The 23,762-nt window shown below is 60.6% G+C and carries 30 protein-coding genes and 1 tRNA gene; 17 read left to right on the top strand and 14 right to left on the bottom strand.

Going from position 1 to position 23,762, the window contains the following annotated elements; genetic code table 11:
• Nucleotides 1-240 precede the first annotated feature (240 nt).
• From NKJ11_RS14780 to radC, 8 genes are all read right to left on the bottom strand, one after another.
• Nucleotides 241-1,557 carry a M20 family metallopeptidase gene (locus NKJ11_RS14780; protein ID WP_352630198.1) on the bottom strand — a complete coding sequence of 439 codons (1,317 nt, stop codon included), beginning with the start codon at nucleotides 1,555-1,557 and terminating at the stop codon, nucleotides 241-243.
• On the bottom strand, nucleotides 1,557-2,516 hold the full coding sequence (locus NKJ11_RS14775) for an ABC transporter permease (RefSeq protein WP_352793651.1): 960 nt from the start codon (nucleotides 2,514-2,516) through the stop codon (nucleotides 1,557-1,559). The genes NKJ11_RS14780 and NKJ11_RS14775 overlap by 1 nt, the downstream gene beginning before the upstream one ends.
• Nucleotides 2,513-3,460, bottom strand: coding sequence for an ABC transporter permease (locus NKJ11_RS14770; RefSeq protein WP_352555246.1), 948 nt, complete (start codon nucleotides 3,458-3,460; stop codon nucleotides 2,513-2,515). Before NKJ11_RS14770 ends, NKJ11_RS14775 begins: the two co-directional genes overlap by 4 nt.
• 47 nt (nucleotides 3,461-3,507) lie before the next feature.
• On the bottom strand, nucleotides 3,508-4,494 hold the full coding sequence (locus NKJ11_RS14765; RefSeq protein ID WP_027036878.1) for an autoinducer 2 ABC transporter substrate-binding protein: 987 nt from the start codon (nucleotides 4,492-4,494) through the stop codon (nucleotides 3,508-3,510).
• Between the two features lie 33 nt (nucleotides 4,495-4,527).
• On the bottom strand, nucleotides 4,528-5,298 hold the full coding sequence (locus NKJ11_RS14760; protein WP_023810449.1) for an ATP-binding cassette domain-containing protein: 771 nt from the start codon (nucleotides 5,296-5,298) through the stop codon (nucleotides 4,528-4,530).
• 27 nt (nucleotides 5,299-5,325) lie between these two features.
• Nucleotides 5,326-6,105, bottom strand: a complete 780-nt coding sequence (locus NKJ11_RS14755) for a glutamine amidotransferase (protein ID WP_352610654.1) — start codon at nucleotides 6,103-6,105, stop codon at nucleotides 5,326-5,328.
• 66 nt (nucleotides 6,106-6,171) lie between these two features.
• On the bottom strand, nucleotides 6,172-7,353 hold the full coding sequence (locus NKJ11_RS14750) for a carbohydrate kinase family protein (RefSeq protein WP_352610656.1): 1,182 nt from the start codon (nucleotides 7,351-7,353) through the stop codon (nucleotides 6,172-6,174).
• Between the two features lie 254 nt (nucleotides 7,354-7,607).
• Entirely contained in the window at nucleotides 7,608-8,369 is a 762-nt protein-coding gene (gene radC / locus NKJ11_RS14745; protein ID WP_352793650.1) for a RadC family protein, read from the bottom strand.
• 251 nt (nucleotides 8,370-8,620) lie between these two features.
• Here radC and NKJ11_RS14740 point away from each other — a divergent pair, with 251 nt between their 5' ends.
• From NKJ11_RS14740 to NKJ11_RS14725, 4 genes are read left to right on the top strand one after another with little or no spacing between them, the layout of a single operon-like run.
• A complete protein-coding gene (locus NKJ11_RS14740; protein ID WP_352610657.1) occupies nucleotides 8,621-9,478 on the top strand; it encodes a MipA/OmpV family protein in 858 nt (285 codons plus the stop codon).
• A 41-nt stretch (nucleotides 9,479-9,519) separates the two neighbouring features.
• Nucleotides 9,520-10,281, top strand: a complete 762-nt coding sequence (locus tag NKJ11_RS14735; RefSeq protein WP_031212976.1) for a response regulator — start codon at nucleotides 9,520-9,522, stop codon at nucleotides 10,279-10,281.
• On the top strand, nucleotides 10,278-10,913 hold the full coding sequence (locus tag NKJ11_RS14730) for a hypothetical protein (RefSeq protein WP_352793649.1): 636 nt from the start codon (nucleotides 10,278-10,280) through the stop codon (nucleotides 10,911-10,913). Before NKJ11_RS14735 ends, NKJ11_RS14730 begins: the two co-directional genes overlap by 4 nt.
• Nucleotides 10,914-10,952: 39 nt before the next feature.
• The gene (locus NKJ11_RS14725; protein WP_352793647.1) at nucleotides 10,953-11,603 is read left to right on the top strand and encodes a sensor histidine kinase; all 651 of its coding nucleotides are present in this window, start codon (nucleotides 10,953-10,955) and stop codon (nucleotides 11,601-11,603) included.
• A 27-nt stretch (nucleotides 11,604-11,630) separates the two neighbouring features.
• On the opposite strand, the gene map is transcribed toward NKJ11_RS14725, so the two are convergent.
• Nucleotides 11,631-12,458, bottom strand: a complete 828-nt coding sequence (gene map, locus NKJ11_RS14720; RefSeq protein ID WP_013532002.1) for a type I methionyl aminopeptidase — start codon at nucleotides 12,456-12,458, stop codon at nucleotides 11,631-11,633.
• Nucleotides 12,459-12,658: 200 nt separating this feature from the next.
• On the opposite strand from map, the gene NKJ11_RS14715 reads away from it, so the two are divergent.
• The 7 genes from NKJ11_RS14715 to NKJ11_RS14685 all read left to right on the top strand — a co-directional run bounded on the left by NKJ11_RS14715 (nucleotide 12,659) and on the right by NKJ11_RS14685 (nucleotide 16,728).
• A complete protein-coding gene (locus NKJ11_RS14715) occupies nucleotides 12,659-13,081 on the top strand; it encodes a hypothetical protein (protein WP_023810457.1) in 423 nt (140 codons plus the stop codon).
• A gap of 112 nt (nucleotides 13,082-13,193) precedes the next feature.
• Nucleotides 13,194-13,433: a hypothetical protein gene (locus NKJ11_RS14710; RefSeq protein WP_023810458.1), complete on the top strand. Its 240-nt coding sequence runs from the start codon at nucleotides 13,194-13,196 to the stop codon at nucleotides 13,431-13,433.
• Between the two features lie 159 nt (nucleotides 13,434-13,592).
• On the top strand, nucleotides 13,593-13,889 hold the full coding sequence (locus NKJ11_RS14705) for a DUF982 domain-containing protein (protein WP_128303352.1): 297 nt from the start codon (nucleotides 13,593-13,595) through the stop codon (nucleotides 13,887-13,889).
• Nucleotides 13,890-13,959: 70 nt separating this feature from the next.
• Nucleotides 13,960-14,364, top strand: a complete 405-nt coding sequence (locus tag NKJ11_RS14700) for a DUF6074 family protein (RefSeq protein WP_245486113.1) — start codon at nucleotides 13,960-13,962, stop codon at nucleotides 14,362-14,364.
• A gap of 327 nt (nucleotides 14,365-14,691) precedes the next feature.
• Nucleotides 14,692-15,885, top strand: a complete 1,194-nt coding sequence (locus NKJ11_RS14695) for a pilus assembly protein TadG-related protein (RefSeq protein WP_502895804.1) — start codon at nucleotides 14,692-14,694, stop codon at nucleotides 15,883-15,885.
• 5 nt (nucleotides 15,886-15,890) lie between these two features.
• A complete protein-coding gene (locus tag NKJ11_RS14690) occupies nucleotides 15,891-16,331 on the top strand; it encodes a TadE/TadG family type IV pilus assembly protein (RefSeq protein ID WP_352610660.1) in 441 nt (146 codons plus the stop codon).
• Nucleotides 16,321-16,728: a TadE/TadG family type IV pilus assembly protein gene (locus NKJ11_RS14685; RefSeq protein ID WP_023810463.1), complete on the top strand. Its 408-nt coding sequence runs from the start codon at nucleotides 16,321-16,323 to the stop codon at nucleotides 16,726-16,728. Before NKJ11_RS14690 ends, NKJ11_RS14685 begins: the two co-directional genes overlap by 11 nt.
• Nucleotides 16,729-16,764: 36 nt before the next feature.
• Here NKJ11_RS14685 and NKJ11_RS14680 read toward each other — a convergent pair whose 3' ends face one another.
• Nucleotides 16,765-16,956, bottom strand: a complete 192-nt coding sequence (locus tag NKJ11_RS14680; RefSeq protein WP_352555231.1) for a hypothetical protein — start codon at nucleotides 16,954-16,956, stop codon at nucleotides 16,765-16,767.
• A gap of 165 nt (nucleotides 16,957-17,121) precedes the next feature.
• On the opposite strand from NKJ11_RS14680, the gene NKJ11_RS14675 reads away from it, so the two are divergent.
• The 4 genes from NKJ11_RS14675 to NKJ11_RS14660 all read left to right on the top strand — a co-directional run bounded on the left by NKJ11_RS14675 (nucleotide 17,122) and on the right by NKJ11_RS14660 (nucleotide 19,338).
• Nucleotides 17,122-17,364 carry a hypothetical protein gene (locus tag NKJ11_RS14675; protein WP_352555229.1) on the top strand — a complete coding sequence of 81 codons (243 nt, stop codon included), beginning with the start codon at nucleotides 17,122-17,124 and terminating at the stop codon, nucleotides 17,362-17,364.
• A gap of 113 nt (nucleotides 17,365-17,477) precedes the next feature.
• The gene (locus NKJ11_RS14670; RefSeq protein WP_127297148.1) at nucleotides 17,478-17,780 is read left to right on the top strand and encodes a DUF1330 domain-containing protein; all 303 of its coding nucleotides are present in this window, start codon (nucleotides 17,478-17,480) and stop codon (nucleotides 17,778-17,780) included.
• A 452-nt stretch (nucleotides 17,781-18,232) separates the two neighbouring features.
• Nucleotides 18,233-18,532 (top strand): hypothetical protein, encoded by a 300-nt coding sequence (locus NKJ11_RS14665; RefSeq protein ID WP_127297149.1) that lies wholly within the window; start codon nucleotides 18,233-18,235, stop codon nucleotides 18,530-18,532.
• Nucleotides 18,533-18,783: 251 nt separating this feature from the next.
• Nucleotides 18,784-19,338: a methyltransferase domain-containing protein gene (locus NKJ11_RS14660; protein WP_352793646.1), complete on the top strand. Its 555-nt coding sequence runs from the start codon at nucleotides 18,784-18,786 to the stop codon at nucleotides 19,336-19,338.
• Nucleotides 19,339-19,451: 113 nt separating this feature from the next.
• Here the strand turns inward: NKJ11_RS14660 and NKJ11_RS14655 are convergent, their stop codons facing one another.
• Nucleotides 19,452-19,751: a hypothetical protein gene (locus NKJ11_RS14655; RefSeq protein ID WP_352610662.1), complete on the bottom strand. Its 300-nt coding sequence runs from the start codon at nucleotides 19,749-19,751 to the stop codon at nucleotides 19,452-19,454.
• Nucleotides 19,752-19,789: 38 nt separating this feature from the next.
• Complete coding sequence (locus NKJ11_RS14650) at nucleotides 19,790-20,008, bottom strand: hypothetical protein (RefSeq protein ID WP_352610663.1); 219 nt, start codon at nucleotides 20,006-20,008, stop codon at nucleotides 19,790-19,792.
• 768 nt (nucleotides 20,009-20,776) lie between these two features.
• Between NKJ11_RS14650 and NKJ11_RS14645 the strand changes: the two genes are divergently transcribed.
• Nucleotides 20,777-21,010, top strand: a complete 234-nt coding sequence (locus tag NKJ11_RS14645; RefSeq protein ID WP_352552867.1) for a hypothetical protein — start codon at nucleotides 20,777-20,779, stop codon at nucleotides 21,008-21,010.
• 155 nt (nucleotides 21,011-21,165) lie between these two features.
• On the opposite strand, the gene NKJ11_RS14640 is transcribed toward NKJ11_RS14645, so the two are convergent.
• Together NKJ11_RS14640 and NKJ11_RS14635 are read right to left on the bottom strand one after the other, a co-directional pair.
• On the bottom strand, nucleotides 21,166-21,408 hold the full coding sequence (locus tag NKJ11_RS14640; RefSeq protein ID WP_023810468.1) for a DUF6894 family protein: 243 nt from the start codon (nucleotides 21,406-21,408) through the stop codon (nucleotides 21,166-21,168).
• 351 nt (nucleotides 21,409-21,759) lie between these two features.
• Nucleotides 21,760-21,850: transfer RNA gene (locus tag NKJ11_RS14635), tRNA-Glu, on the bottom strand.
• 100 nt (nucleotides 21,851-21,950) lie between these two features.
• On the opposite strand from NKJ11_RS14635, the gene NKJ11_RS14630 reads away from it, so the two are divergent.
• A complete protein-coding gene (locus tag NKJ11_RS14630; protein ID WP_352793645.1) occupies nucleotides 21,951-23,192 on the top strand; it encodes a tyrosine-type recombinase/integrase in 1,242 nt (413 codons plus the stop codon).
• Nucleotides 23,193-23,762: the final 570 nt, after the last annotated feature.

Genomic DNA, 23,762 nt, shown 5'->3' with positions numbered 1-23,762 from the left:
GCACGGCTTGCTGCACAGGCGTTCAGCTCAAATCACGTGCGCAAGCTCGCCGGGTGTCAGAACGCGACGACGTCACCAGGCAGGGGCGCAACCATGCCTGCAGTGCGGCAAAGATCGATCACTTGCCGCATGGCGGGAACTCGAGGGCGTGCCGCCGCCGGTCGATGACCAGAAGCCGCGGCTCCTGTCGAAGGGCCATGGCCCCTATGCTGCGTTGTCGCACTGCCAATCGTCTGCCCGCTAGCGGCACCATTTTTCGACGGCAATTGCAATTGCCTTGGTGCAATCGACGAGATCGCGCACCGAAACGCGTTCGTTCGGCTGATGCGCCTGCGCGGGGTCGCCGGGACCGAAATTGACGGTCGGCGTGTTGCCGAGTCCGGTCGGCAGGCCGATGTCGCTGTGCGCGCCAAAGCCACTCAGGACCGGCGAGAGATTGGCTTCTTTGACGGCCTCCTGGAAGACGCCGACAAAGGGATTGTCCGACGGGATTTCGGCGCAGTCGGCGTCGAGGATCCACTCGACGCGGGCGGGGTGCTTTCGCAGATATGGGTCTGCCTGACAGACATTGGCGATGTGCTCTTCGATTTCGCGTTTGACGTTGCCGCCCAGTTTGAACTCGTCATGCTCGCTTGGCAGATACTGGGCGTCGATGATGATCTCGCCGCGCCCTGCCATGGAGGACGGATGTTCGCCGGCGCTCATCTGGGTGACGATGATCTGGTTGGGCAGGTCCATCAACGGATGGTTCTTTCTGGGATCGAACATCCAGCGCCGGTTGAGGATGTCGATGCCGTCGAGGATCTGCCGGCAAAGCTGGACGGCATCGACCGGGCCGCTCGAATACCAGGCATTGGGCGTCAGCTCCGCATGCCCGCCTATGCCGTCAATGATGATCTTCCCCCACAGAATGCCGTGACAGAGCGGTGCGATCCTGTTCGCGGTCGGTTCGGTCATGATGCCGGCGTCGGCGTGAAAGCCGCGATCGACCATGGCCAGCGACCCCATGCCGCCGATTTCCTCGTCGACGACGGTGGTGAAGACGACGTCTCCGGACAGGGGAATGTCGAGTCCCCTCAGGATCTCGACGGCCATCAGCATGCAGGCGACGCCGCCTTTCATGTCGACCGTACCACGGCCGTGTAGAAATCCGTCCTTGAGGACGGGCTGGAACGGGTCGGTCGTCCAGTGCCCGGCGGCGCCGGGCGGGACGACATCGATATGGCCGGTCAGCATGATGGAGCGACCGCCGCCCGTGCCCTTCAAGATACCGCCGAGATTGGGCCGGCCTTCGAACGTCCTGCCTTTGTTGGCGCCGGCCCGCCCCTTGTATTTTTCGTAGAGTGCTGGGCCGTCCGGGTCCCATAGATCGGTCGAGAAGCCTAGCGCCTCGATCCGCTTTTGCAGATAGACCTGGCAATCACGCTCGCCGGGGCCGGCCTCCTTTGGATCGGATTTCACGATCGAGGGGAAGGCGACGAGATCGCTCAGCGTTTGGACGATACGGTCAGCGCTTGCCTCGACGCGCGCGGCAATGATCTCTTCCATGGACGGCATCATGATCTCCAACGTTGGGAAAGTCGGTCGGCGAGAAGGACAAAAACCAGAAGGGCGCCGACAATCCCCACCTGCCAAACCGTGTTGATGTTCAATTGCAGAAGGCCGGTCTTCAGCGTGACCAGCAGCAGGACGGGCGCGAACACGCCGCCGACGCCGCCGCGCCCGCCGGTGATGGCGATGCCGCCGAGCATGGCGGCAGTCAGCGATTCAAGTTCGAGGTTCTGGCCGATATTGGGCCTGCCGCTGCCGAGCCAGGCGATCGAGACGAGTCCCGCGGCGCCGGCGAGCGCGCCACTCAAGGCGTAGAGGACCAAGCGAACGCGATCGACCGGAATACCGACCAGCCTGGCCGAGCGTTCGTTGAAGCCCATGGCGTAGATCCAGCGCCCCCACGCTGTCGAGAGCAGCACCAAACCGGCTAGCGCAAAGCAGGGGATGGCAAGGGTGAGAAAGGGCAGGGGAATGCCCATGACGACGCCGCGCCCCCACACAAGCAGCCAGGAGGGCACGCCGGCTTGGGCCGCGCCGCCGGTAATGGCAAGTGCAGCGCCGGAATAGACGAAGAAGGTGCCGAGCGTCGCGATGAAGGGGAGAAGCGCGAGCCCGTTCACCAGCCATCCGTTCAAGGCACCGAGCATCGCGCCGGCCAGGATGCAGACGGCGGGCAGCAGGACCGGCGGCAATCCCAGCTTGAGGCAAAGCATCGCGACGATGGCGGACAGCGAGACCGCACCGCCGACCGAGAGGTCGATGCCGGCGCCACCGGCCATGATGACCAACCCTTGTCCAAGGCCGACCAGGGCAAGGATCGTCGAGAACTGAAGAATGGTGGTGACGGTACCGAGATTGAAGACAGAAGGCTTGAGCGCCAGCAGGCCGACAATCACGATCAGCCAAAGCATACAGAGCAGAGCCAGGGTAAGGGCCGGGCCCTGCAGGTTGCGGAGCGTTTTCATGCGCGGGCTCGTTGAAATCTGCCGAGCGGCAATCGGTTGCAAACAGCTTCGAAGCCAAGCACGCCGATGATGAGAACGCCGGTGACGACAGGCTGCCAAAGGGAGGGGACACCGATCAGCAGCAGACCGTTTTGCAGGATTCTAAGCAGAAGCACGCCGAGCACGGTGCCGATCAGGCTGCATCTGCCGCCCAATATGCTGGTGCCGCCAAGAATGACCGCGGCAATGGCGTCGAGCGCCAGCGTGCTGCCGATCGTCATCTCCACATTGCGGTAGGTGGCGACATAGAACGTGGCGGCAATGCCAGTCAGCACACCGCTGATGACGAAGGTCGTGAAGCGGATCTTGATCACTGGGATGCCAGAAAGCCGCGCTTTTTCCTCCGAATTGCCGATCGCCAGCAGATGCAGCCCATAAGGGGTTCGCCGCAGCGCCAGCCAGACGGCCAGATAGGCAGCGGCAATCACCAGGGCAGGGACGGGGACGCCGAGCACGCTGGTTGCAAGAAGATCTGTAAGGCTCGAGGGCAGGCCCGAAAGCCATTGCCCTCCGAGAAGTACGAAGACGGCGGTGCGGTAGACACCGAGCAGGCCGAGTGTACCGACAATTGCCGGAACGCGGCCGAGGACAACGACGGCGGCGGTCACGCATCCCAGCAGCGCACCGACCAAAGGGCCTGCAATGAGCGCCAGCAGCGGATTGCCGCCGGCGCCGAGCACGCGCCCGATGGCGATCGCCGCCAGACCCATGACGATGCCGATCGAGACATCGATGCCGCCCATGGCGAGCAGCAGGGTCATGCCAAGGCCGATCAGCAGCAGTTCGACGCTGTTGCGCAAGACCGTGGCTGCATTGCCTGATGTCGCGTAGTGCGGCGATGCGACAGAAAAGATGACGATCGCCAGCAAACAGGCGACAAGCAGAGACCACTCCCGCCCGTTCATGGAGAAGACACCGTTTCCAAACTGCCGCACTACGTTCATCTCAGAGCTCAGAAGTTGAACTTGTCGACATTGTCCTTGGTGAAGACAGCCGGCGGCCCGAGAAGCAAAATGCCCTTGGCGGCATCATAGGTGACTGGCTTTTCCAGGCCGGCGACCTTGTTTTCCGCTTCGAAGCTCTTGCCGTCGATCAGCTGTTTGCCGGCCCAGACCGTGAGATAGCCGAGTTGCTCGGGATCCCAGAGCACGGTGAAGCCGAAGGCTCCGCTCTTCAGGTAGGACCGTGCCGTGTTCGGGCTGCAATAGCCGGCACCGATGACCGAGCCGATCTTGCCTGCGGTTTCGATGGCCTGGGCTACGCCCGGGCATGTCGAGGAGGCGACGGCGATGATGGCCTTGATGTCCGGGTTGGCCGCCATCAGATCGCCTGATATTTGCGCGGCGCGTTCGGCGGTGCCGCCGGCGAATTGCGGCGCGAGCAGCTTCAGCTTCGGATATTTGGCGGTGGCTTGCTTCTGCATGAAGCCGATCCAGGCGTTGAGATTGGACGCCGTTGCCTCGCCGGAGACGATGCCGATGGTTGCGTCCTCGCCGACGCGCTTGACGAGTTCGTCGACAATGGTTGTGCCGAGGCCTTCGTCGGTCGCCTGCGCCACATAGACGGCGCGGCCGCTGTCGGGCGCGTCGCTGTCACTGGTGAACAGCTTGATGCCTTTCGCCTTGGCGCTCTCGACCACGGGTGCGATGCTGGAGGCATCGAGGACGCTGACCGAGATCGCCTCGACGCCCTGATCGATCAGGTTCTGGACGATCTGCAACTGGTCGACCGGATTGGTGTCGACGGGACCGGAATAGATGAAATCGACGCCGAGATCCTTGGCGGCGCGATTGCCGCCGGCTTCCATGGCGTTGAAGTAAGGGATGCCGATCAATTGCGGAACGAAGGCGACCTTGTGTTTGTCCGCGGCATGCGCCGCGGTTGCAATGGCGAGTGACAGTGCGGATGCGGCGAGCACTTTCTTGAACTGTGAAAGCATTGTGTTTGAACCTCTCTGGAAATGACGTGCGTTTCAGTTTGTTTTTTCAAGCGCCCGCACGTCGGGATGAGCGCCTGTTATGAGCGAAACGACTTCCTCGTGATCGGTATCGGCAGCCAGCCGTTCGGCCACCTTGCGGCCGCGCCGGAACACCACGATGCGGTCGGCGACCTCGAAGACCTCGGAAATGTTGTGGCTGATGAGCACAACGGCACAGCCGCGCGCGGCAAGCCGCCGTGTCAGCGCCAGGACCTTGCGCGTTTCGGCAACGGCAAGGGCCGCAGTCGGCTCATCCATGATGACCAGCCTGGCATTCAGATTGAGCGCCCGGCAGATTGCGACGGCCTGGCGTTGCCCGCCCGACAGACTGCCAACAGGCGCTTCTGGATCGGAAATATGAGCATCGAGCTCCTTCAGCAGGCCGTCGACGCGCTGGCGCATTTCTTTGCGCTTCAGGAACGGAATGCCCAAAATGGAGCGTTTCAATTCACGGCCGAGAAAGACGTTTTCTGCGATCGACAGGTTCTCCGAAAGCGCCAGTTCCTGAAAGATCGTCGCGATCCCCGATGCCGCGGCATCCTTGGGCGAGTGAAAGGCGACCGGATTGCCCTCGATCACAAGCTCCCCACCACTGGGCGGATGAGCGCCTGCCAGGATCTTGATGAAGGTCGATTTGCCGGCGCCATTATCGCCGAGAAGCGCCAGCACCTCGCCGGAGCGGATCTCCAGATCGACATTTGCCAGCGCGGTCAGAGCGCCGAAGCGCTTGGCGATGTTTCTGGCGACAAGAAAGGGCTCTGTCATGACGGGTTCCCCGACGATTGCGGACCGCTAGGCGTTGCTGACCCAGCGCAGCACGTTGGTCCAAAGCCTCGCGTAGCCAGGCCATTCGACAAAACTGTTCGGCAGCCAGTGAGGACCGATGTCCGACGTCCAGACCAGCGTACGCCCTTCGCCATGGCGCCCGGTGACCAGCAGGGGATGGCCGCCCTGGTCCTGCGGCAGCCGTGCCAGGACCTCGACATCGTCGCGATCACGGGCGATGACCTCGTTGGCACCGAGCAGCAGCGGCCATTCGCCCTCGATGCCGGCAAAAAGCGGGTGGTCTCTGGAACCAGTGATCTCAGGACGAAAGCCCTCCGGAATTTCGAGCCGGTCATCGTTGGGAAGGCAGGTCACCGGCAGCGCCTCCTCGACCGCCGTGCGATGCCAGCGCGCCTTGCCGTCAATGCCCTGGAAGCTGAAATAGCCGCCGATCATGATCAGGCCGCCGCCGGCCAGCGTCCAGTCGCGCAGCAGCTTGAGCCGGTTGGGAACCGTTTTGCCGTGGAGCCAGACATCGGGGTGGAGCAGGAGCGAATTCGCGCCAATGTCGGACAGGATGATCGCCCTGTATTGCGACAGCCCTTCCATGGTGAAAGGCAGCTTCTCGACGGCCTCGTGAGCGGGCATGTAGTCGAGATCGAATTCGCTGCCCTTCAAGGCGTCCACCAGGGGTGTTGCGCCCAGGTGAAAGGTGACGCTGCCGAACTGGTCGAACCCCTTGTAGTGGGTCGCCGAACTCACCCAGCTTTCGCCGACAAGAAGGACTTTTGTTTTCGCTATGATCATACTCTCCTGATTTCGTCGGTTGATGCGGTTTTCCGCGCCGGGTCGAAACGTCGATAAGCCATTGTTTCAACTGGCCATCACGGCATTGTTCGCCAGGGCCGCAGCCTTCAGCGTGGCAAAGTCTGCGATGTAACCCTGCGCGCCTTCGACCGTTGTCGTCAGGCTCGCCCCGATCGCCGCGTAGCGCGCGGCGTCGCCCAGCGACGCGCCATGCAGCCAAAGGGCAAGGAAGATGCCGGCAAAGCTGTCGCCGGCGCCCGTCGCGTCGACGCGATTGACCGGCAGCGCCGGCACCTCGATCTGCGGACCGCCATTCGCCGGAAAAACGACGGCGCCGAACTCGCCGAGGGTGAGCACGACCGTTCCCCGTTGTTTGATGCGTGACAGCATCAGCCGCACCTCTTCGATCGTCGTCGCCATGCGGCTGCGAAAGTCGAAGATCTCCCGTATCATCACATCGTTGATGAAGGTCAGATCGATCTGTTTGACCATCTGCGAGAAGGTTTCCGGCGTGCGTGCGCTTTTGGGAAGGCCGGCCGAATGCAGGCTCACCTTCCAGCCTGCGTGATGAAAGCGCGCGATGGAGGCGGTCATCGTCTCGTAGTGAAAGCCTTCGATATGAAGGCAGGCCGGACGTTGCTCGGGCTGGATATCCAGATTGGCTGTCAGGTCGACCTCGCCAAGCTCGAACGGTTCGCTGATGATCGTCCGGCTGCCGTTGCGCTCGATGATCACGATCGCCTGGGAGAGTCGGTTGTTGGGCGTGTTGCGGATCGGCAAGGCGTGGACACCCAGTTTCGAAAGCGCGCCGAGCGCCCAATCGCTCTCTGGATCCTGGCCAACCGCTGTCGCCAGTTCAACGTCCAGCGCGTAGGGTGCTCCGATGCCGGCGGCGGCAACCGCGAGATTGGCGGCGGGGCCACCCAGCGCCTTGTCGATGTGGCTGGCGGTGATCCGGTCGTCGCGATGCGGCAGCACGTCGACGCGGCACAGGAAGTCGACACTCACCCTGCCGGCGACCAGAAGTCTTGGCAGGTGATCGAGGTTCTTTGGCCTGTGTGGCGCGCGGCCCGGCAGTGAGCGCGCAAAGGAGCTCGGCCGATACATCAGCGCGGCAACCGCCTTCTCGATGCGGTCGCGCGTGCCTTCCCTCAGGCTGGCCGTTCCATTGATGAAGTTCGACACCGTGCCGATGGAGACATCGGCGGTTCGTGCGACATCCGCTATGGTCGGGCGCTTGCGTTGCAATGGCGGAGTTCCAATTGAAGCGTTTCAAAACGGTAGCAGCGAAAATGCGATGCCTCAACGGAATTATCTTCTAAAAATCAAAGAGAGAATTCTTCTAGATTGGAAGATTAATCCAGAAATAGCGGATACTGGGATCCTCTTTCCAAGATTGAACAATTTTCAAATTTTTTGGCAAAAGATTGTGCAAGCGAATTTCCTGCACTTCATTCGATCGCCCGGGCTTGATCGGGCGGTCGTGGCATGCCCCCGGCCCGTCAGATCAGCAACAGGCCCTTCATGCTGGCGTATCCCTTGCGCCCGATGATGATGTGGTCGTGCACCGCGATGCCCAGCCGCTTGCCCGCCTCGATGATCTCCTTCGTCATTTCGATATCGGCTCGTGAGGGTGTGGGGTCGCCTGACGGGTGATTGTGGACCAGGATGATGGCGGTGGCCGAGAGTTCGAGGGCGCGCCTGACCACCTCGCGCGGGTAGACGGGCGTATGGTCGACGGTGCCTGTCTGCTGAACCTCGTCGGCGATCAGCGCGTTCTTCTTGTCGAGGAACAGGATGCGGAACTGCTCGCGCGCCTCGAAGGCCATGACCGACCGGCAATAGGCAAGAAGCTGCGTCCAGGACGAGAGGACTTCGCGACTCTGCACCTCTCCGCGCGCCATGCGCTGCGCGGTTGCCGCGACGATCTTGAGATCGAGCGCCACCGCAGGGCCAATGCCCTTGACTTCCTGCAGGAGGCCAACCGGCGCCCCGAGCACTTCGGCCAGCGTGCCGAAGCGTGCCAGCAGCGCCTTGGCCGCCGGTTTGGTGTCGGCACGAGGGATCAGGCGAAAGAGCAGAAGTTCCAGAAGTTCGTAATCGGGCAGGGCATCCGGCCCCGCCAGGGCAAAGCGCTCGCGCAAGCGGTCGCGATGGCCGAGGTAATGCGGCTTTTCGTCGAGCGTCGCCTTGGCTTTCGCCGCAGGCCGTATCGGCGCTTCGGAGAAGAAACTCCGCTCGTCGTCGTCGCTTGTGTTCCCCATACACCGCCTACATTGCTCCAGCACAGACATTAGAACTGTTCTGGCCGGGATTGAAACAGTTCTGTTCCCCGATCGCGAGACGATCCACGGCAGATCGTGGCAGCTCCCGCTGTCAGTCTATGGCTTCCCTATACGGCAAGATGAAACCACGATTGCGCAACAAAACTTAACATCACTTAACGCATGCGGCCACTTTCACCTGACATGTTGGCGCCATCGGAGGCTCGTGGCCTCGCTATACTGGAGCGCGCATGTTCGCCAAAATCGACTCTGGACTATTTGCCGGCCGGGCATCTCTCGCGGCCATGGCAATCCTGCTTTCGACGCATTCGGAGGGCGCGCTGGCGGCAGACGCCATTGCCGTGAATTCCGATGATTTTACCCTGCCGCCCGAGCCTTCCCGTTTCGGGCGTTTCGAACAGAAGCTGGCCGACTGGCATGTCGTGCTCGGCGGCGGGGCCATCATCGTCCCCAAATACGAGGGCAGCGATGAGTTCAAGATCATGCCGGTGCCTTTCGTCACGGCGACATTCCTCGACACGGTGACGATCGATCCGACAGGTGCCAACATCGCCGTCTATGGACAAGGACCGTTCGCGTTCAGCGCGCGGCTTGGCTATGAGATGGGCCGCAAGGAAGACGACTCCGACCATCTGCGCGGCTTGGGGGATGTCGACATGGGCGCGACGGTCGGCGCGAAGGCAGCGGCGAAGTTCGGTCCAGCCGAAATATTCGCGCAGCTGGACAAGACCATCGGCGGCAGCGATGGCCTGGAGGGCAGGGTGGGGATCGAGGTGACCCGGCCTCTGTCTCAATCGTTGATGATCGGCGCCAGCGCGTCCGCCGTCTTTGCCGACGAAAATTACATGCAGGCCTATTTTGGCGTCACGCCCGAACAATCGGCTCGCTCGGGGCTGGCGCGCTATGATGCCGGCGCCGGTTTGAAGCACGCCGATTTTTCGATTTCCGCCACATATATGCTTGACGAGAGCTGGATGGTGCGCGGCGAAGCGGGGGTCGGTGTTCTTTTGGGTGACGCTGCCGACAGTCCTGTTGTCGTCGAAAAGATCCAGCCTTCAGGGATGCTTCTCGTCGGATATCGGTTCTGACGCCTACCCAGGCACCAAATGCAGGCTAGACAAACTCCGGAATGGCACAGCAACGGCACCAAAGCGATTTGAGCGCCGAATCCAGGTCGGCAAGGCAAGGTTCGCGCATCCTCATTGTCGAAGACGATCTTGAGATCGCACGGATGCTGGGCGAGACGCTCACCGACAACGGCATGATCGTGGAAATTGCCGAGAGCGGCGTCCAGATGAATGCCGCGCTTCGCAACCAGAAATTCGATCTCATCGTGCTCGATGTCATGCTGCCGGGCGAAAATGGTCTCAACATCTGCCGCCGTCTTCGTGCCGGAACCAACATTCCGATCCTGATGCTGACCGCGCTCGGCGAGGAAATCGACCGCATCTTCGGGCTGGAAATCGGCGCCGACGACTATGTGACGAAACCGTTCAGCGCGCGCGAACTGACGGCCAGGATACGGGCGCTGCTGCGCCGTACAGCCTATACTCCAGACGAGCGGGACTGGTCGAAGGTGCTTCGTTTCAACGGCTGGCGCCTCGATCCCATACGACGGCAATTGCATGACCCCAACAATGCGCGGGTTACGACCACGACGCATGAATTCGACCTGTTGCTTGCGTTTTGTCGCAATGCAGGACGGGTTCTCTCTCGCGAGGAGCTTCTGGGCGTAACCCATGCCGGGCTCGCGGGGCCGATCGAGCGTAGCGTCGATGTCCATATCAGTCGAATCCGCAGGAAGATCGAAAAGGATGCGCGCGATCCGGTGCTTTTGAGGACCGTTCGGTTGGGTGGCTACATCTTCACCGCGACGGTGGAGGAAGCATGAAGGGTTTCATCCGCCGTTTCTTGCCACAGTCCGTGCGTGGGCAGTTTGTGGCGATCATTTTCATCGCGGTGATCGTGATCATGTTCGTCGGTTCGGTCGTCGAGAGTTTCATGGAGAACGTCGACCTTCCCGCCGCGGAAGATAACGCAAGGCGTGCGGCCGTTGTTGCTGCCTTGTTGCAAGAAACGCCGGCGGAGGCGCGTGGGGCAATTCTGGCGACAGCAACGCGGGCCGGCTTTGATTTCGAGATATTGCCCAAGGAGCAGATACGCGGCATTCCCCAGTCCTATCTGCAATGGCGAAGTGTCGAATGGCTTTTGCGAATCGACAGGGGGACGGTTGATGGACGCTGGCTAAGGATCGGCGGCCGATACGCGTTTGTCATCGACCTGGACCAGCAGGACGTCCTGGCCCATTTCGGCATGCCCGATTCCTGGCTGACATCGGGCCTCGTCCGTGCCTCGTTCTACAGGTTCATGGCTTTCGTCGCCTTGCCCGTGCTGATCTGGCTGTTTGCGGTTTGGGCCGTGACGGATCCATTGAAGCGCATCTCGGCAGCAGTCGGTTCGGCCGAGATCGAGAATGGCGAACAGCTCTTCGTCGAACACGGTTCCATTGAAATGGTGGGCTAGGCGCGCGCCCTGAACAGGATGAGGACGCGCATCCGCACGATGATCGAAAATCGCACGCGCATGTTGCGCAGCGTCAGTCATGATCTGCGCACGCCGTTGACGCGGCTGCGGCTTCGCGCCGAGCGTATGGATGATGGCCCAATCCGAACCGCAATCCTGTCCGATGTCCAGCACATCGAAATCTTGATCGACGAGACCCTGACCTATCTGCGCAACGATGTTTCGACGGAGAAGCTGCAGCGCGCCGACATTGCCAGCGTTCTGCAAACCGTCTGCGCCGAATTCTCCGATGTCGGATTTCCTGTCTCATATTCCGGGCCGGACCGGCTCCTGGGCTGGTGCAAGCCCAATGCATTGGCGCGTGCCATCGCCAATCTTTGCGACAACGGGGTCAAATTCGCTGGCAATGTCACGGTCGCCTTGACGGCGACCGGCACGGCGGCGCGCATCACGGTAGGGGATGATGGGCCGGGTATTCCGATGACGGCACGCGCCCGTGTTTTCGAACCATTCTTCAAGGAAGATGCGTCGCGCGGTATTGCATCGAAGCATGGCTTCGGTGTGGGCCTGTCGATCGTTGCCGACATCGTCCAGGGTCACGGCGGTAGGATCGAATTGGAGGACAACCAGCCCAGCGGACTGGTCGTCACCATCGACCTGCCGAATGCCGCAGGCGTGCAGTCGGCATAGACGGCCTCCTGCCGGGTAGATGCGCCGCTAGGCCGGCAGGCCTGGGCGATCGAGCTTTTTGGGCGACAGCGTGAAAATCTCGCACCCTGTGTCGGTCACGCCGATCGTGTGCTCGTACTGCGCCGACAGCGAGCGGTCGCGCGTCACCGCGGTCCAGCCGTCCGACAGAACCTTCACATGCGGCCTGCCGAGATTGATCATCGGCTCGATGGTGAAGATCATGCCAGGCCGCATCTCTACGCCCTCATTGGCGCTGCCATAGTGCAGGATGTTCGGTGCGTCATGGAAAAGCTGGCCGACGCCGTGGCCGCAGAAGTCGCGCACCACCGAGCAGCGCTCGCCTTCGGCAAAGGTCTGGATGGCGGCGCCGATGGCGCCGGTGCGAGCGCCGGGCCTGACCGCCGCTATGCCGCGCATCAGGCATTCATGCGTGACTTCGAGCAGGCGCTCGGCGGCGCGCTTGATCGTGCCGACCGGATACATGCGCGAGGAATCGCCGTGCCAGCCGTCGAGGATGTAGGTGACGTCGATGTTGACGATGTCGCCATCCTTGAGCGGCTTGTTGTCGGGAATGCCATGGCAGACGACATGATTGATCGAGGTGCAGGACGATTTCGTGTAGCCGCGATAGTTGAGCGTCGCCGGTAGCGCGCCGTGGTCCATGCCGAATTCGAAGACGAAGCGGTCTATTGCTTCGGTGGTGACGCCGGGCTGGACCATCGGCACCAGCTCGTCGAGGCAGCGTGCGGTGAGATCGCATGCCTTGCGCATGCCGGCAAAGCCGTCCTCGCCATAGAGGCGGATCTGGCCGGTATTTCTGAGCGGGGCCGTGGCGGCGTCGAGATAGGTGACCATTTTGTCCGTGTAGCGGGTAGGGCTCTGCAGGAGAGCCAGCGTGAAAATTTCCCCAGATTTGGCACTTGAGGGCAAAAGGTTCAAGGAAGAACTGTCTGATGCGGCCGCGCGCTTCCGGATATTTGCCTCGCATGGGCGATGTCTTGCCGGTTTTTGCCCGGTTTGCTTCCCTTTCTGGCCATGGTGCGTTAGGGCGGGTGATGTTTTCGAGATCGCGTCCCTTCGCGGCGGCCAGGCAAACCGGATGGCCTGAAGCGCCGCTGACGGCAGCGTGCTCATGCCTGATGGGCATGGTGCTGCTGGCGATGCTGTGCTTCGGCCTGCCGGCGGCGTCAGGCTTTGCGGGGTCTGCGCCAAGCGGTGCCAGTGTCGGTGTCGAGCGGTCGGGCGAGGTGGCGGCGCTGCTGCGTGTCACCGGCAAGGCGCAAGCGCTGGAAGTTCGTGCCGGCCGTCCGCTCCTGGTCAAGTTCGCCGGCGGCCATCCCGCGCTTCCGGTCCCCGACGCTGTTTTTCTTTGGGCCGAACGGACATCGCAAAGAGCGATGGTTTCGGGATATGGGGCCGCTCCGGTTCCCGGGGCGAGCACCAATCAGCCGCGCGCACCGCCGACCATCACGGCCTGAGCGGTCCAGGACCGTACCCTTTACCTCATTCGTTATTCCTGTTGCGTCGTGATCGTGCGGCGGCTGTCGGCCGCGCAGCGGTCGCGCGGCGCGTCATTTCCGGATTATTTCAATGCAACAACGCATCAAGACTTTCAAAACCCTGTCGCGCGCGGCCTCGGCTGCCATGTTTCTCTCCGTCCAGGCGCTCATCTGCATCGGAACCGTCTATTGGGCGGTTGCCGAGACGCTCGGCCTGTCGGCGATGGCGGCCCTTGTTCTCGGCGGCATCTTCGCCGTGCCGACGGTATTTGTACTGATCACCGCCATTCGCATGGCCTTCGACGCGGAGACGGATTCGGCGAACCAGTGAGCATATGGCACCCAGGACAGATCTCGGATGCGCGATTTCTTTGGCGCGATGTGGCGGCCCGCGACCCAAGTGACGACACATTTCTGAGCCAAAAGCCGGTCAAAGCAACTTTTGACGACGAACGGCGTTGCCTCGGCGACGCCGTTCGGGAGACAGGAAATGGATAGACTGCAATTCGAGGTGCCGGTGCGCATAGCGCCTGGATCCGGTCTGCCAGTCGAGGAGATCTATGGCGTCGAACAGGCGCTCGATTTTCTCCAGGACTGGCCTGCGCGCCGTCAGGGCCCGATCTATCAGAAAGCGTTCAACGCCTGCTTTGGCGCCACGGTGGAGGTGGTCAAGACCGAGGATGCCTGCCGGGCGTTCATGGCGTTTTGCCGCGCCAGTGGACTGATGGCCAGGGACATGATGACGCCGCGCAAGCGCGGCGGTGAGGCGAGGGCGCTCCAGGCCTGAGGGCCGTCGCCCGTTTCGCCTGCCCCGATTCCTACGTCAACGATCGCGTTTGAACGCACGCGGCGATGTCGTGAGCGTAGGGCTGCGCCCTTTCGTCCCCGACGACCGCAGCACCTACGTCAGCGCCGTTAAGCTTCCGTTTCCACCTTCCCGGCTACGCCATTGCTTGTTGGCGATGGTGATTCGTTGCGTCAGTCTCATGGTTTGGAAGATGTCCCCAGAAAAAGTCCGTGCATTCCCGATCGACCGTCAGGTATTCTTGGTTAGAGAGGTTGCCGCCAAGCTCGGCAACCTGCATGGCGAGACCGCCACCTCGTTCTGGAGAGCCAAGGCGTCGGAGTTGCTCGATCTTGTGGTCGGATCCGGCAGGGACAGAACAGCAGCCGGCGATGAAGTGCGCAGGTTTTTCCTGGCCGTGCAGCGAGAGATGTTGGCTGATACGGCCTCGGAGTCGATGCCAATTCTTTCCGCTTGAAGCAAATCCTGAACCTCCATCCTCCACACATGCATCAGTAATTTGTAAATACACTTACTCCGGTGTGTTTTTCGGAGACCCGGTCGTTGTTCGCGCGGTCTCGGCTGCGAATCCGGCAATTTCCCGCCGGCCTTGAGGGGTGGCCCACTCTGAGACATCGATGCGCTTGCGCGTTGGTCAGCCAGCGAAACACTTCTTTTTTGAAGCCAATGGACCACTGCTCAAAAATGCAACGAACTTTTTAGCCATTCGTTCATCTATGCGTGCTTTCTAATTTAAACCATGGCCTTGAGTAGCTTCACCCGTGTTCGGCTTGTAATGGACGCCATGCGCCGGAGCACGGGCGCTAACGTCGCCACCATTTTTGCTCTGACCTTGCCGGTCGTTGTCGGCGGCGCAGGCTTCGGTGTCGAGACCTCCTATTGGTACTACAACAGCCTGAAATTGCAGGCGACGGCCGATGCCGCCGCCTATGCCGGTGCGCTCGAACAGATCTCGGGTTCCAACAAGCCGACAATCGTCGCGGCCGCGACCCAGTCGGCCGCGACGAACGGGTTGGGCTCGGGCACCATCGTCGTCAATACGCCGCCGGCGTCCGGACCGAACACGGCGAAGAAAGCGGTCGAGGTCATAGTCCGCCAAAACCTCGACCGGATGTTCACCTTGATCTTCACGCAGACCCCGGTTCCCGAGCAGGCGAGGGCGGTCGCACTTATCATCGATGGCTCGAAGGCCTGCATGGAAGCGCTCGATCCGGTCGCCCCACAGGCTGTACTGTTTTCCGGCAATACCAGCGTGAAGGTCACACACTGCGTCATCATGTCCAATTCGAACGCCCCGGACGCCATCAAGCTTCAGGGCTCGGCGGCCCTCCAGGTGGATTGCCTGATATCGGCGGGCGGCGTCTCCCTCAGCAATCCCGTCACCACCGTCTGCGAGGCCCCGATCACCCAGGCACTGCCTGCCGCCGATCCATTTGCCGACCTGCCAACGCCTGCGGCCAGCAACCCGTGCAAGAATATTAACGGCAACAAGACGACGCAGACAATCCAGCCCGGGACCTATTGCGGTGGCATGAACCTTAACGGCACCATCACGCTGTCTCCCGGCGTCTATGTCGTGCAGGGCAATTTGAAGATCAACGCGGGTGCGGTCATTTTGGGCACCGGGGTTACCATCTTCATGCAAGGCAGCAACACCGTCAGCATGAACGGCAACGCCTCCGTGAAGCTCAGCGCGCCGACTTCAGGCACCTATTCCGGGGTGCTGTTTTATGGCGACAGGACGGGGACCGCGGCCCAGAGCACCTTCAACGGCACGGCGGACTCGCTTTTGACCGGCGCGCTCTATTTTCCTAAGCAACAGGTCAATTATCTCGGCAACTTCTCGGGCAACAGCGGCTGCACCCAGGTGGTCGCCAACACAATTCAATGGTCCGGCAGCGCGACCGTCAACCAGGATTGCAAGAGCCTCGGGATGCGCGACATTCCGGCGGCGCAGTCCGTGGCGCTGGTAGAGTAGCCTCCGTGGAACGCCGATCGGTGCCGATCCTGAGCGATCAAGCGGGCGTTGCGGCGGTCGAATTCGCAATGGTGCTGCCCATCCTGTGCCTGGTGCTGCTCGGTATTCTGGACGGCTGGTCTTACGTAACGAGTTCGCTCTCGATGCGCGCCGGCGTGAAGACCGCCTCGAACCTGGTCATGAGCGGATCGACCAATGATGCGGCGACCAAGGCTGTTGCCATTGCGAGCTGGGAGAATCGGCCGGAGGACGGCCAGGTCACGCTAAGCCGGATTTACATGTGCGGGACGGCCGTGGTCGACGCTGCCACCTTGTGCAGTGGGCCGAAGGTGCCGTCGGTCTATGTCCAGATCCAGGCATCGGCCACCTGGGTGCCGCCAATTGCCTTCGGCCCATTTGCCACTTCCACTGTAATCGGTCACCAGGAGATGATCCGTGTCCGCTAGGGTAAGCGCGTTCCGGCAGGATCGATCGGGCGGGGCCGGGCTGGAGTTCGCGCTGATCGCCCCCTTCCTCGTCATGCTGCTGTTCGGGATCTTCGCTTTTGGCTGGTCGATGCACTCGGTCTCCAGTGTTCGCTATACGCTGGAGACGTCAGCGCGCTCGCTGCAGCTTAAGAACACGCTGACCCAGGCCGACATTCAATCGATCGCCACGCAGAAATTGCAGGCCTTGGGGTTTAAAGACGTGAACGTCACGATCGCCATCGACCCCGTGAGCGGCGGCTTCCGCATGGCGCATCTGACCGCGGCCTATGCCTTCGTCATCGACTTCCCCTACTTCAGTTCCTTCCCGATCAACTACGCGACAACCGTTACCGTGCCGCTGCTTGGCAGCGGCTAGGCTGTGGCCTGATAGCCTCGCGCGCTGGGGCTCTGCTTACTTGTACGCCTTGAGCGCGATCAGACCACCGAGAATGGTTATCGCCATGAGGATCAGCGCCCACGACACAATGTTGTGTGACAGACGCCTGCGGCGACTGCGCAGGGCCCGGTCCCGCCAGCGTTTGGCCTGATCAGCCCCTGTTTTTTGTCGATCCACATCCTTCTCCACGAGCAGAATGCGACTCATGCCGGCTGGTGTCCAGATCGGCACCGGTTTTGGCGGTCACGATGCAAGCTTGGCACTCAGCCTGCTTTTGATGGCACGGGGCTAGATAATATATTTCGTAGTGCTAATATTAAGGTGACGCTAGGTCATGTCCGACCATCTGTCGGGTGCAATATGGGGGTTCAAATGAGAGTGGCTGTATTTTGCGTGGCTGTCGTTTTCGCTACGGCTGGTGTCGCTGTTGCCAAGGAAAAGAAGGTGGCGGTCAGTGACGCCGCCGCCTTGTGTTCCACCAACCCGTCAGCCAAGAAGCCCGTTCCAAATCTGGACTGCGGTTTCACCGGAACCGCCAAACCGGAAGATAGCGGCGCAAAGGCAGAGCCGCGCCTCGGGTACGACTCCAACCCGTGGATTGTAACCGGCTTTTGACTTCGCATTGGCGGATGCCGGTTGAAGCGCAGAAGAGAGTTGTCTTAACCGACAGGCCCCACCCCGGCACCGGAGCGCAACGATCGGGCGCCGTCGAGGAGAAGGAAGCGCAAATGGCCGCCTATCTGATCGCGGATGTAGACATAAAGGATGCTGCCGTCTTCGAGGAATACCGGCGCGATGTGCCAGCCACCGAGGAGCGTTATGGTGGGAGATATCTAGGTCGTGGCGGTGCGACCAAGGTTTTGGAGGGTGATTGGGAGCCACACCGTTTGGTTATTATCGAGTTCCCCGACATGACGTCATTGATGGGCTGGTACAATTCGCCGGAATACGCCCGCCTTATTGAAATCCGGAAGCGTTGCGCCAATACCAGGATAATTGCGCTTGAGGGGGTTGCAACACCCACTCTTTGACCGTGGTGGCTCGCCTTCGCCTTCATCAGGCAGAATCCGGCTTTTTGCCCGAATCCGCACACCGCGAAGTCAGCTGTTTAAAGCCGGGAAACCAGGCAATAAATACGGGCTTACCACCACTGCGGGGCTTTCTCATCATCGCAGTGCCGAGAACCCAACTCGACCGTGCAATTGAAAAGCCCGCCACGGGGGCGACCTGCGGCGGGCTCTTGGAGCGGCTACATCCCTGAGGAATCGACCACTTTGTAGCAGGATTATGACCCGTGTGACCGCGTTAGCCTATGGTGTGATCGCGGAAGACAGGTCTTCGTTGAAGATAACGGCAGAGAGCTTCCCAGTGGCGGGCCATAGGGCAATCCCAGGTGCGGACCTCTGGATTGCCCATTTTTCTTGGAACCGTCGTGCCGCAGCGAAGTTCGGTACCAAAGGGACATTCCGAAATGGAGTTGATCATGAAACAGGTTCTTTTCGCTTCAGCCATTATGGCACTGTCAACTGGCCTCGCATTTGCGCAATCGACCGACACGACCACAGGCGGATCGTCGACCTCGACAACCAAGACCATGCCGAGCACTACGACCGATCAGGGCACGGATTCGACCACCACGAGTGGAACGAACTCGAACTCCGCCAAGGACTGCGCTCCGGGTCAACAAACTGGCAGCGCCAAGCAGGCAGCGCCAGGTCAACAGGATACCGATGCTAACTCGGCTGCTCCTGGCCAGATGAAAAAGACCACGGAAGGCTGCTGACCTTCCGTTGGGACTTTCCTGTCCCAGGTTGATGCATAGCGGTCGATTCTCAGGATGTAGCCACTTTCGAAAAAACCGTCGTGCTGGGCCGGCACGGCGGGTTCGCCTCGCTGAAGGACTTCTGGGAGGGTCCAATGAGGATGCGCCTAGACACCCTTTCAGCCGCCATTTATGTTAGACATCTCTAAAGTGCAGATGAGCCGCTCGGCTTTAGAGTGCGCCAAGGGCCTGCATTCGAGCTCTAACTTGTTGTGCTTTTTCATCCGGGGGGACACCAGTATGACAAGCGAACGTCAGCACGAATACGAACTGGGCATTCGGAAAGAGAACTAAAAAGGCTGGCGACGCAGGCGACATTGGTTGACCCGCTGACACGGGATTACCTACGGCGAGCTGGTCTCCGAGCGGGAATGCATGTCCTTGATGTGGGGAGCGGCGCCGGGGATGTCGCCTTTCTCGCGGCAGATGTTGTCGGACCCACAGGTCTTGTCATCGGCTCTGACAGGTCGGCGGAGGCTCTTGACGCTGCTCGGGCGAGAGCCGCGCAACGTGGTTTGGCGAATGTAATCTTTCACCAATGTGATCCTGCCACCTTCACTTTCTGCGTTTCCTTCCACAGTGCTGTCCTCGTCCAATGCATGCGGAACCGGCAGATACGCATTAGCGACAAGCCAATCGCTCTCTATGGTTCGGATGAGGTCCGCCCTCGTGAGCCCCATTTCTTCCGCCACGCCCGACAAGGGCTCTTGGACCCTCGGGTCAAGCGCTGGGCCGGTTACGTTTCGGAGCATCAGGGCCGCTCGTAGGAGCATTACCAGAAGGTCCGCGCGGGAAAGGTCGGCGGGCGAGTTCTTTGTTAAAATCGCCCGGCAGCCCCGAAAGAAGTTTTCCAGACCGGTGCGGATTTGTTCCCACCCCACTACTGCTGCTCGGGCATTTCAGTATTTTCCTGAGGGTCTTTTTTCACGCCTGGGCTGGGTGACGTGTCCGCTGGCGCATTACCGCCCTGGTTTTGCTCAGGAGCACGCTTGAACGGTGCTGTCTGCCAAGAGCCGTTCGATAAAGGCGTGAGTACAAAGAATGCTATCAGGCCTAGAAAAAGGACGGCGATAACCGCCACGCCCCACGCCATGAGTCTTCGCGTGCCACGCTGTTCTTGCCTGCGAGATAGATTGTCCACCATTGCTCCGGCCTTTCGTGACGTGGCGCTGGTGAGCAACGCGCCTTCCCGAACTCGGTTCCGCCCGTCGTCCGACATCAGGCTTCGCCTTGAGGCGGCTTCCCGTCGCAGTGACGGTCTGCGGTTTCTGCTTTCTGCTTCGGGGGTGGCGTCTCCGCTCGAATCACTGGTTCCAGGTCGTTGGGAAAATTGGGCGCGTCGACTGGCAGTTTCGGCAGCAAATCTTTTTCGTCCGGTGATAGCGACGGAAGTATCTCTGCCACCTCGGCCAGGATGTCGTTTACGATCCCGTTCATTGCGTGCCTGCTGCGAAAATATCTCCTCTCGAACTTCGCTATTGCATCAAAGTTCCGGCCCCTAAGGATGCGTCGTTCATTCAGTGGCACGGGACGGACCGGTGAATTGGCCACTGTTCGAACCCTGCTGGTGATCTGATTTCCATCCAAGGTTTGGCCCGCTGCCGAACGGTGGGGGCTTTTTGTGTAATAGCGGAACCTGATATATCGAGGGGGGTTGGAAATGGCGGCAGCGTCCCCCGCTGCCGGGCCGAGGCTCCAAGCCCCGGCCGGGTCCGCCTCTGCCCGCCAGTGGGGGCGGACCCACTGGAACACGCTCCGAAAAGGAAGTTTGGATCGCGCTCGGTTCCCCTGGCGGAGCAGAACATCGGAAGGCCGTCACTGCTCCCTCAGGGCGACAAAATTGATGGGAACATTTTAGCAAACTGTAAATTGAAGGTTCTTCTGCAGGAGGCCAAACTGTCCCAGCGGAGCGTCGACAAAGACCGGTTGGAGCGCGCAGACCGTGAGGCAAAGATTGCTAACGCGGCCGAGAGAGAGGCGCGAGATACAAAAACTGCCCGACTTCGAGAACAACGCCTTGCTGCCGAAGCCAAGGCTTCACAAATCAAGAAAGGTCGATCCGGGTGCTAGGTCGCTTTAGCCGCTGATGCTCGCGCTCGATGCTCGGCTGCTTGAACGGGCCGACTACGGTCGCTTGCCAGCCCGATGGCGATGAGGAATATAATCCTTCCGTTGCGGCGATCCCCTCAAACGGAGTTCGCACAAATGGCCCGATCGAAACCTTCCAAGCAGTTATCACAGGTTGAAATCGAGCGCTTTCTGGTGGCAGCGGAAGCGCTGCACCTGAGCATCGTCAAGCCGTTCATATCGCCGCACTGCGACCACTACAGACAGACACGCGTCTTACATGAGGTGCTTTTGAAAGCCGTGCGGGATGTGACCGGAAGGGAAGTCGAGTTCATCCGGTGGAACACTACTGGGCCGGTGCTACCCACTTAAGGCCTGACGTGTCGGTTAGTCCTTCTAGCAGCTTGCGCGACTCTGCGATTGTGCGGCGCGTGTCCGCGATGGCCGAAAGCATGTTGTCTGCCTCAGCGACCGCATGTCGCTGGCGTCGGTGCGCCGCCATAATGAATAGCTCTAAGGCGATGTCCTCATCCATCGGGCAGCTCACGCACCCACTCGAACGTGACCTTCACGGTGAATAGCGGCTTGCTGGTGTGGTCGCGGACACGGATGGCAACTTTCCTGAAAGTTTCCGGCATCTGGTCTTTGGCTATTTCGAGTAACGCTGTTGCTGCCTCATCTTCAGCGGCTTTCCGGCTTTTAAGCTCGGTTCCTTCAGGGTCGGGAAACACTTCGCCATCGTCCGTTAGATCAAAGAAGAAGCGGGCCATATGGCCTTAATTCCTAACCCCGAAAAAGGTTTCCTTGTTGCTACTTGCTGGTTATCCAGTCCACCAAGCCAACTTCGATCTGCTCGCACCCGACATAATCGCGGACCAAGCATGAGGACATTGACGCGCTGCTCTGGTCGTTCCTACCGGAAGAAGTATTGGAAGAGGCGGTCAACGCTTCGGAAGGCGGCGCAGCCTGAACTGTCGCGTTTGGCCCGCTACCTCACGGTGGCGGGCTTTTCTCAGTCACGTTGATTCGGTTTGTGCGCGAACGTCCGCTGAAATTCGCTGCGCTTATTCGACGCTTATGTGACGAATGGGGTACAGATTCGGCTAAGTCGTTGAAAGATCTGGTACGCCCAAGGGGAATCGAACCCCTGTTACCGCCGTGAAAGGGCGGTGTCTGGCACAACATGAGGTTACGTGAGAGTCTATTAGGCATTTGATTTCATTGTGCTTTATCGCATATAGTCTCAGAGACGATAACGCGGTTTCGTGGCTTGTAAAGCAACGAAATCGACAACGAAAACTCAGGGACGCGAATGGCGCAGAGACGCAGCAATCTTGCCAGCAAAACGAGCCGGGCGATGCTCCCAGCTTCTGACACGCCGGAATGGGAAGTGATCAGCCCCGGAGTAAGGCTCGGTTATAGGCGAGGACGTACGACGCGGGGACGAGGAGGCTCATGGCTAGGCGCGTCCAGGGCCACCGACGGAACGCGCCTTCAGACAAAACTCGGCCGTGCCGATGATGCCTCTCCGGCCGACGGCGCCGATGTGCTCACACATGAGCAGGCGAAAGCGGCGGCCAGGGCTTGGGTGAAGACACTGAGCGCCGGTGCAGAGGCCGCCCCAGCGTTGACGGTCAACGCCGCATTCGACAAGTATTTCGAAGCCCGAACTGCTGAGGGCATGAAATCGGTCGACGACGCGAAAAGCCGCGCCGCATTCCACATCCGTTCGAAGCTCGGCAAAGCTAAAGTTGCCGACTTGACCATTGAGAAAATCCGCAACTGGCGCGACGGCATGGTCTCGGCGCAGAAGCGGCGCCGGACCGGAAAGTTTGCAGACAAGGTCAATTTCATTACCGTCGATCTCGCCGATCCGGAAGTGATCCGGCGTCGGCGCGACACAGCAAATCGCACGCTGACGACGCTCAAGGCCGCGCTCAATTGGGCTTTCAATAATCGCCTTGTTAGTGACGATACCGCCTGGCGACTGGTGCGGCCTTACCGCGGAACCACTGCCGCGCGGGTCCGGTTCTTAACCCCAGCCGAGCAGAAGGCGCTTGTGGCCGCGAGCAACGGCGCGATCCGCGACCTGGTCTCAGCAGCGTTGGTCACGGGCGCGCGCTTTAGCGAGCTCGCACGACTGCGGGTGGTCGATTACGACGTTGTCAACAAATCGGTCTTTGTTGCCGAGAGCAAAAGCGGAAAGCCCCGCCATATCCCATTGCCGGCCGGCGGTGCCGAGTTGTTTGAACGGCTGGCTCAGGGCAGGGGAGGCAGTGAACCCCTGCTTACCCAAGACAGCGGCGTCGTTTGGGCCAAGGCTGTTTACCATCGTCCGTGGAAGGCTTTGCTGAAGCAAGCGAACCTTTCCGATGTAACGCTTCATGAATTGCGGCACACCTACGCCAGTACGATGGTTCGCAATGGCGCTCCACTGATCATCGTTGCGCAGGCACTCGGGCACAGCGACACACGTATGGCCGAGAAGCATTATGCACACTTGGCGCCGTCTTATGTGGCGGACACGATCCGCCGGCTGGCCCCTGACATTTAAAGGACGACCATGGCAGAAGTTGTTATCGCCTGTTCGCTTGCAGTCATCGCGTGCTTCTGTGCGCTTTGCATGATCGCTTTATTCACCTTGGCAAAAATCAGCTCATCACCCTTCTTATCTCGAGGCGGAAGAGCAAAAGGATGCTGCAGCTCGGCGTTTGGCGGAGGCGTTGGGGCCAATCGTGCGAGAAGCTGTGGCGATGGCGATGGCGAAGCCAGCACACTTCACAACCTATTAAGTCCGACTCGACCTACGCCGCCGTGAGAAGGAAGCGCGTGCCCGGGCGCTCGTGCGAAGGTCGCCATGCGAATAACAAGCGCGAACGGACCAACCTTCCGTGGCGTTGCAGCTATTCAGAGGCATCGACAGTTCCACGCATTTGCGGCGCCGCTTGGGCTTCGAAAAAGCTGACCGGCTTATCCGAGGTCACCCAGACGCAAACCCCGTAAGCAACTGCGAAGGAGATCACGAGGGCGGGCAAAATGGATAAGCGGTGCATGGATGACCTGGGCCTCTTTGTTGCAGACCCGTGCACAACCACCTGCAACCCGATCGGTTCGATATAAAATA

The sequence above is a fragment of the Mesorhizobium sp. M0243 genome, assembly GCF_040321775.1.
GTDB lineage: Bacteria > Pseudomonadota > Alphaproteobacteria > Rhizobiales > Rhizobiaceae > Mesorhizobium.
Note: the sequence above shows the minus strand (reverse complement) of the source record. Positions and strands in the feature narration are given on the sequence as shown.

Coding starts and splice junctions, on each gene's coding strand:
- NKJ11_RS14780 (WP_352630198.1), bottom strand. CDS start 1,557: ATGCCGTCCATGGAAGAGATCATTGCCGCGCGCGTCGAGGCAAGCGCT.
- NKJ11_RS14775 (WP_352793651.1), bottom strand. CDS start 2,516: ATGAAAACGCTCCGCAACCTGCAGGGCCCGGCCCTTACCCTGGCTCTG.
- NKJ11_RS14770 (WP_352555246.1), bottom strand. CDS start 3,460: ATGAACGGGCGGGAGTGGTCTCTGCTTGTCGCCTGTTTGCTGGCGATC.
- NKJ11_RS14765 (WP_027036878.1), bottom strand. CDS start 4,494: ATGCTTTCACAGTTCAAGAAAGTGCTCGCCGCATCCGCACTGTCACTC.
- NKJ11_RS14760 (WP_023810449.1), bottom strand. CDS start 5,298: ATGACAGAGCCCTTTCTTGTCGCCAGAAACATCGCCAAGCGCTTCGGC.
- NKJ11_RS14755 (WP_352610654.1), bottom strand. CDS start 6,105: ATGATCATAGCGAAAACAAAAGTCCTTCTTGTCGGCGAAAGCTGGGTG.
- radC (WP_352793650.1), bottom strand. CDS start 8,369: ATGGGGAACACAAGCGACGACGACGAGCGGAGTTTCTTCTCCGAAGCG.
- NKJ11_RS14740 (WP_352610657.1), top strand. CDS start 8,621: ATGTTCGCCAAAATCGACTCTGGACTATTTGCCGGCCGGGCATCTCTC.
- NKJ11_RS14735 (WP_031212976.1), top strand. CDS start 9,520: ATGGCACAGCAACGGCACCAAAGCGATTTGAGCGCCGAATCCAGGTCG.
- NKJ11_RS14730 (WP_352793649.1), top strand. CDS start 10,278: ATGAAGGGTTTCATCCGCCGTTTCTTGCCACAGTCCGTGCGTGGGCAG.
- NKJ11_RS14725 (WP_352793647.1), top strand. CDS start 10,953: ATGATCGAAAATCGCACGCGCATGTTGCGCAGCGTCAGTCATGATCTG.
- map (WP_013532002.1), bottom strand. CDS start 12,458: ATGGTCACCTATCTCGACGCCGCCACGGCCCCGCTCAGAAATACCGGC.
- NKJ11_RS14715 (WP_023810457.1), top strand. CDS start 12,659: ATGTTTTCGAGATCGCGTCCCTTCGCGGCGGCCAGGCAAACCGGATGG.
- NKJ11_RS14710 (WP_023810458.1), top strand. CDS start 13,194: ATGCAACAACGCATCAAGACTTTCAAAACCCTGTCGCGCGCGGCCTCG.
- NKJ11_RS14705 (WP_128303352.1), top strand. CDS start 13,593: ATGGATAGACTGCAATTCGAGGTGCCGGTGCGCATAGCGCCTGGATCC.
- NKJ11_RS14695 (WP_502895804.1), top strand. CDS start 14,692: ATGCGCCGGAGCACGGGCGCTAACGTCGCCACCATTTTTGCTCTGACC.
- NKJ11_RS14680 (WP_352555231.1), bottom strand. CDS start 16,956: ATGAGTCGCATTCTGCTCGTGGAGAAGGATGTGGATCGACAAAAAACA.
- NKJ11_RS14675 (WP_352555229.1), top strand. CDS start 17,122: ATGAGAGTGGCTGTATTTTGCGTGGCTGTCGTTTTCGCTACGGCTGGT.
- NKJ11_RS14670 (WP_127297148.1), top strand. CDS start 17,478: ATGGCCGCCTATCTGATCGCGGATGTAGACATAAAGGATGCTGCCGTC.
- NKJ11_RS14665 (WP_127297149.1), top strand. CDS start 18,233: ATGAAACAGGTTCTTTTCGCTTCAGCCATTATGGCACTGTCAACTGGC.
- NKJ11_RS14650 (WP_352610663.1), bottom strand. CDS start 20,008: ATGAACGGGATCGTAAACGACATCCTGGCCGAGGTGGCAGAGATACTT.
- NKJ11_RS14645 (WP_352552867.1), top strand. CDS start 20,777: ATGGCCCGATCGAAACCTTCCAAGCAGTTATCACAGGTTGAAATCGAG.
- NKJ11_RS14640 (WP_023810468.1), bottom strand. CDS start 21,408: ATGGCCCGCTTCTTCTTTGATCTAACGGACGATGGCGAAGTGTTTCCC.
- NKJ11_RS14630 (WP_352793645.1), top strand. CDS start 21,951: ATGGCGCAGAGACGCAGCAATCTTGCCAGCAAAACGAGCCGGGCGATG.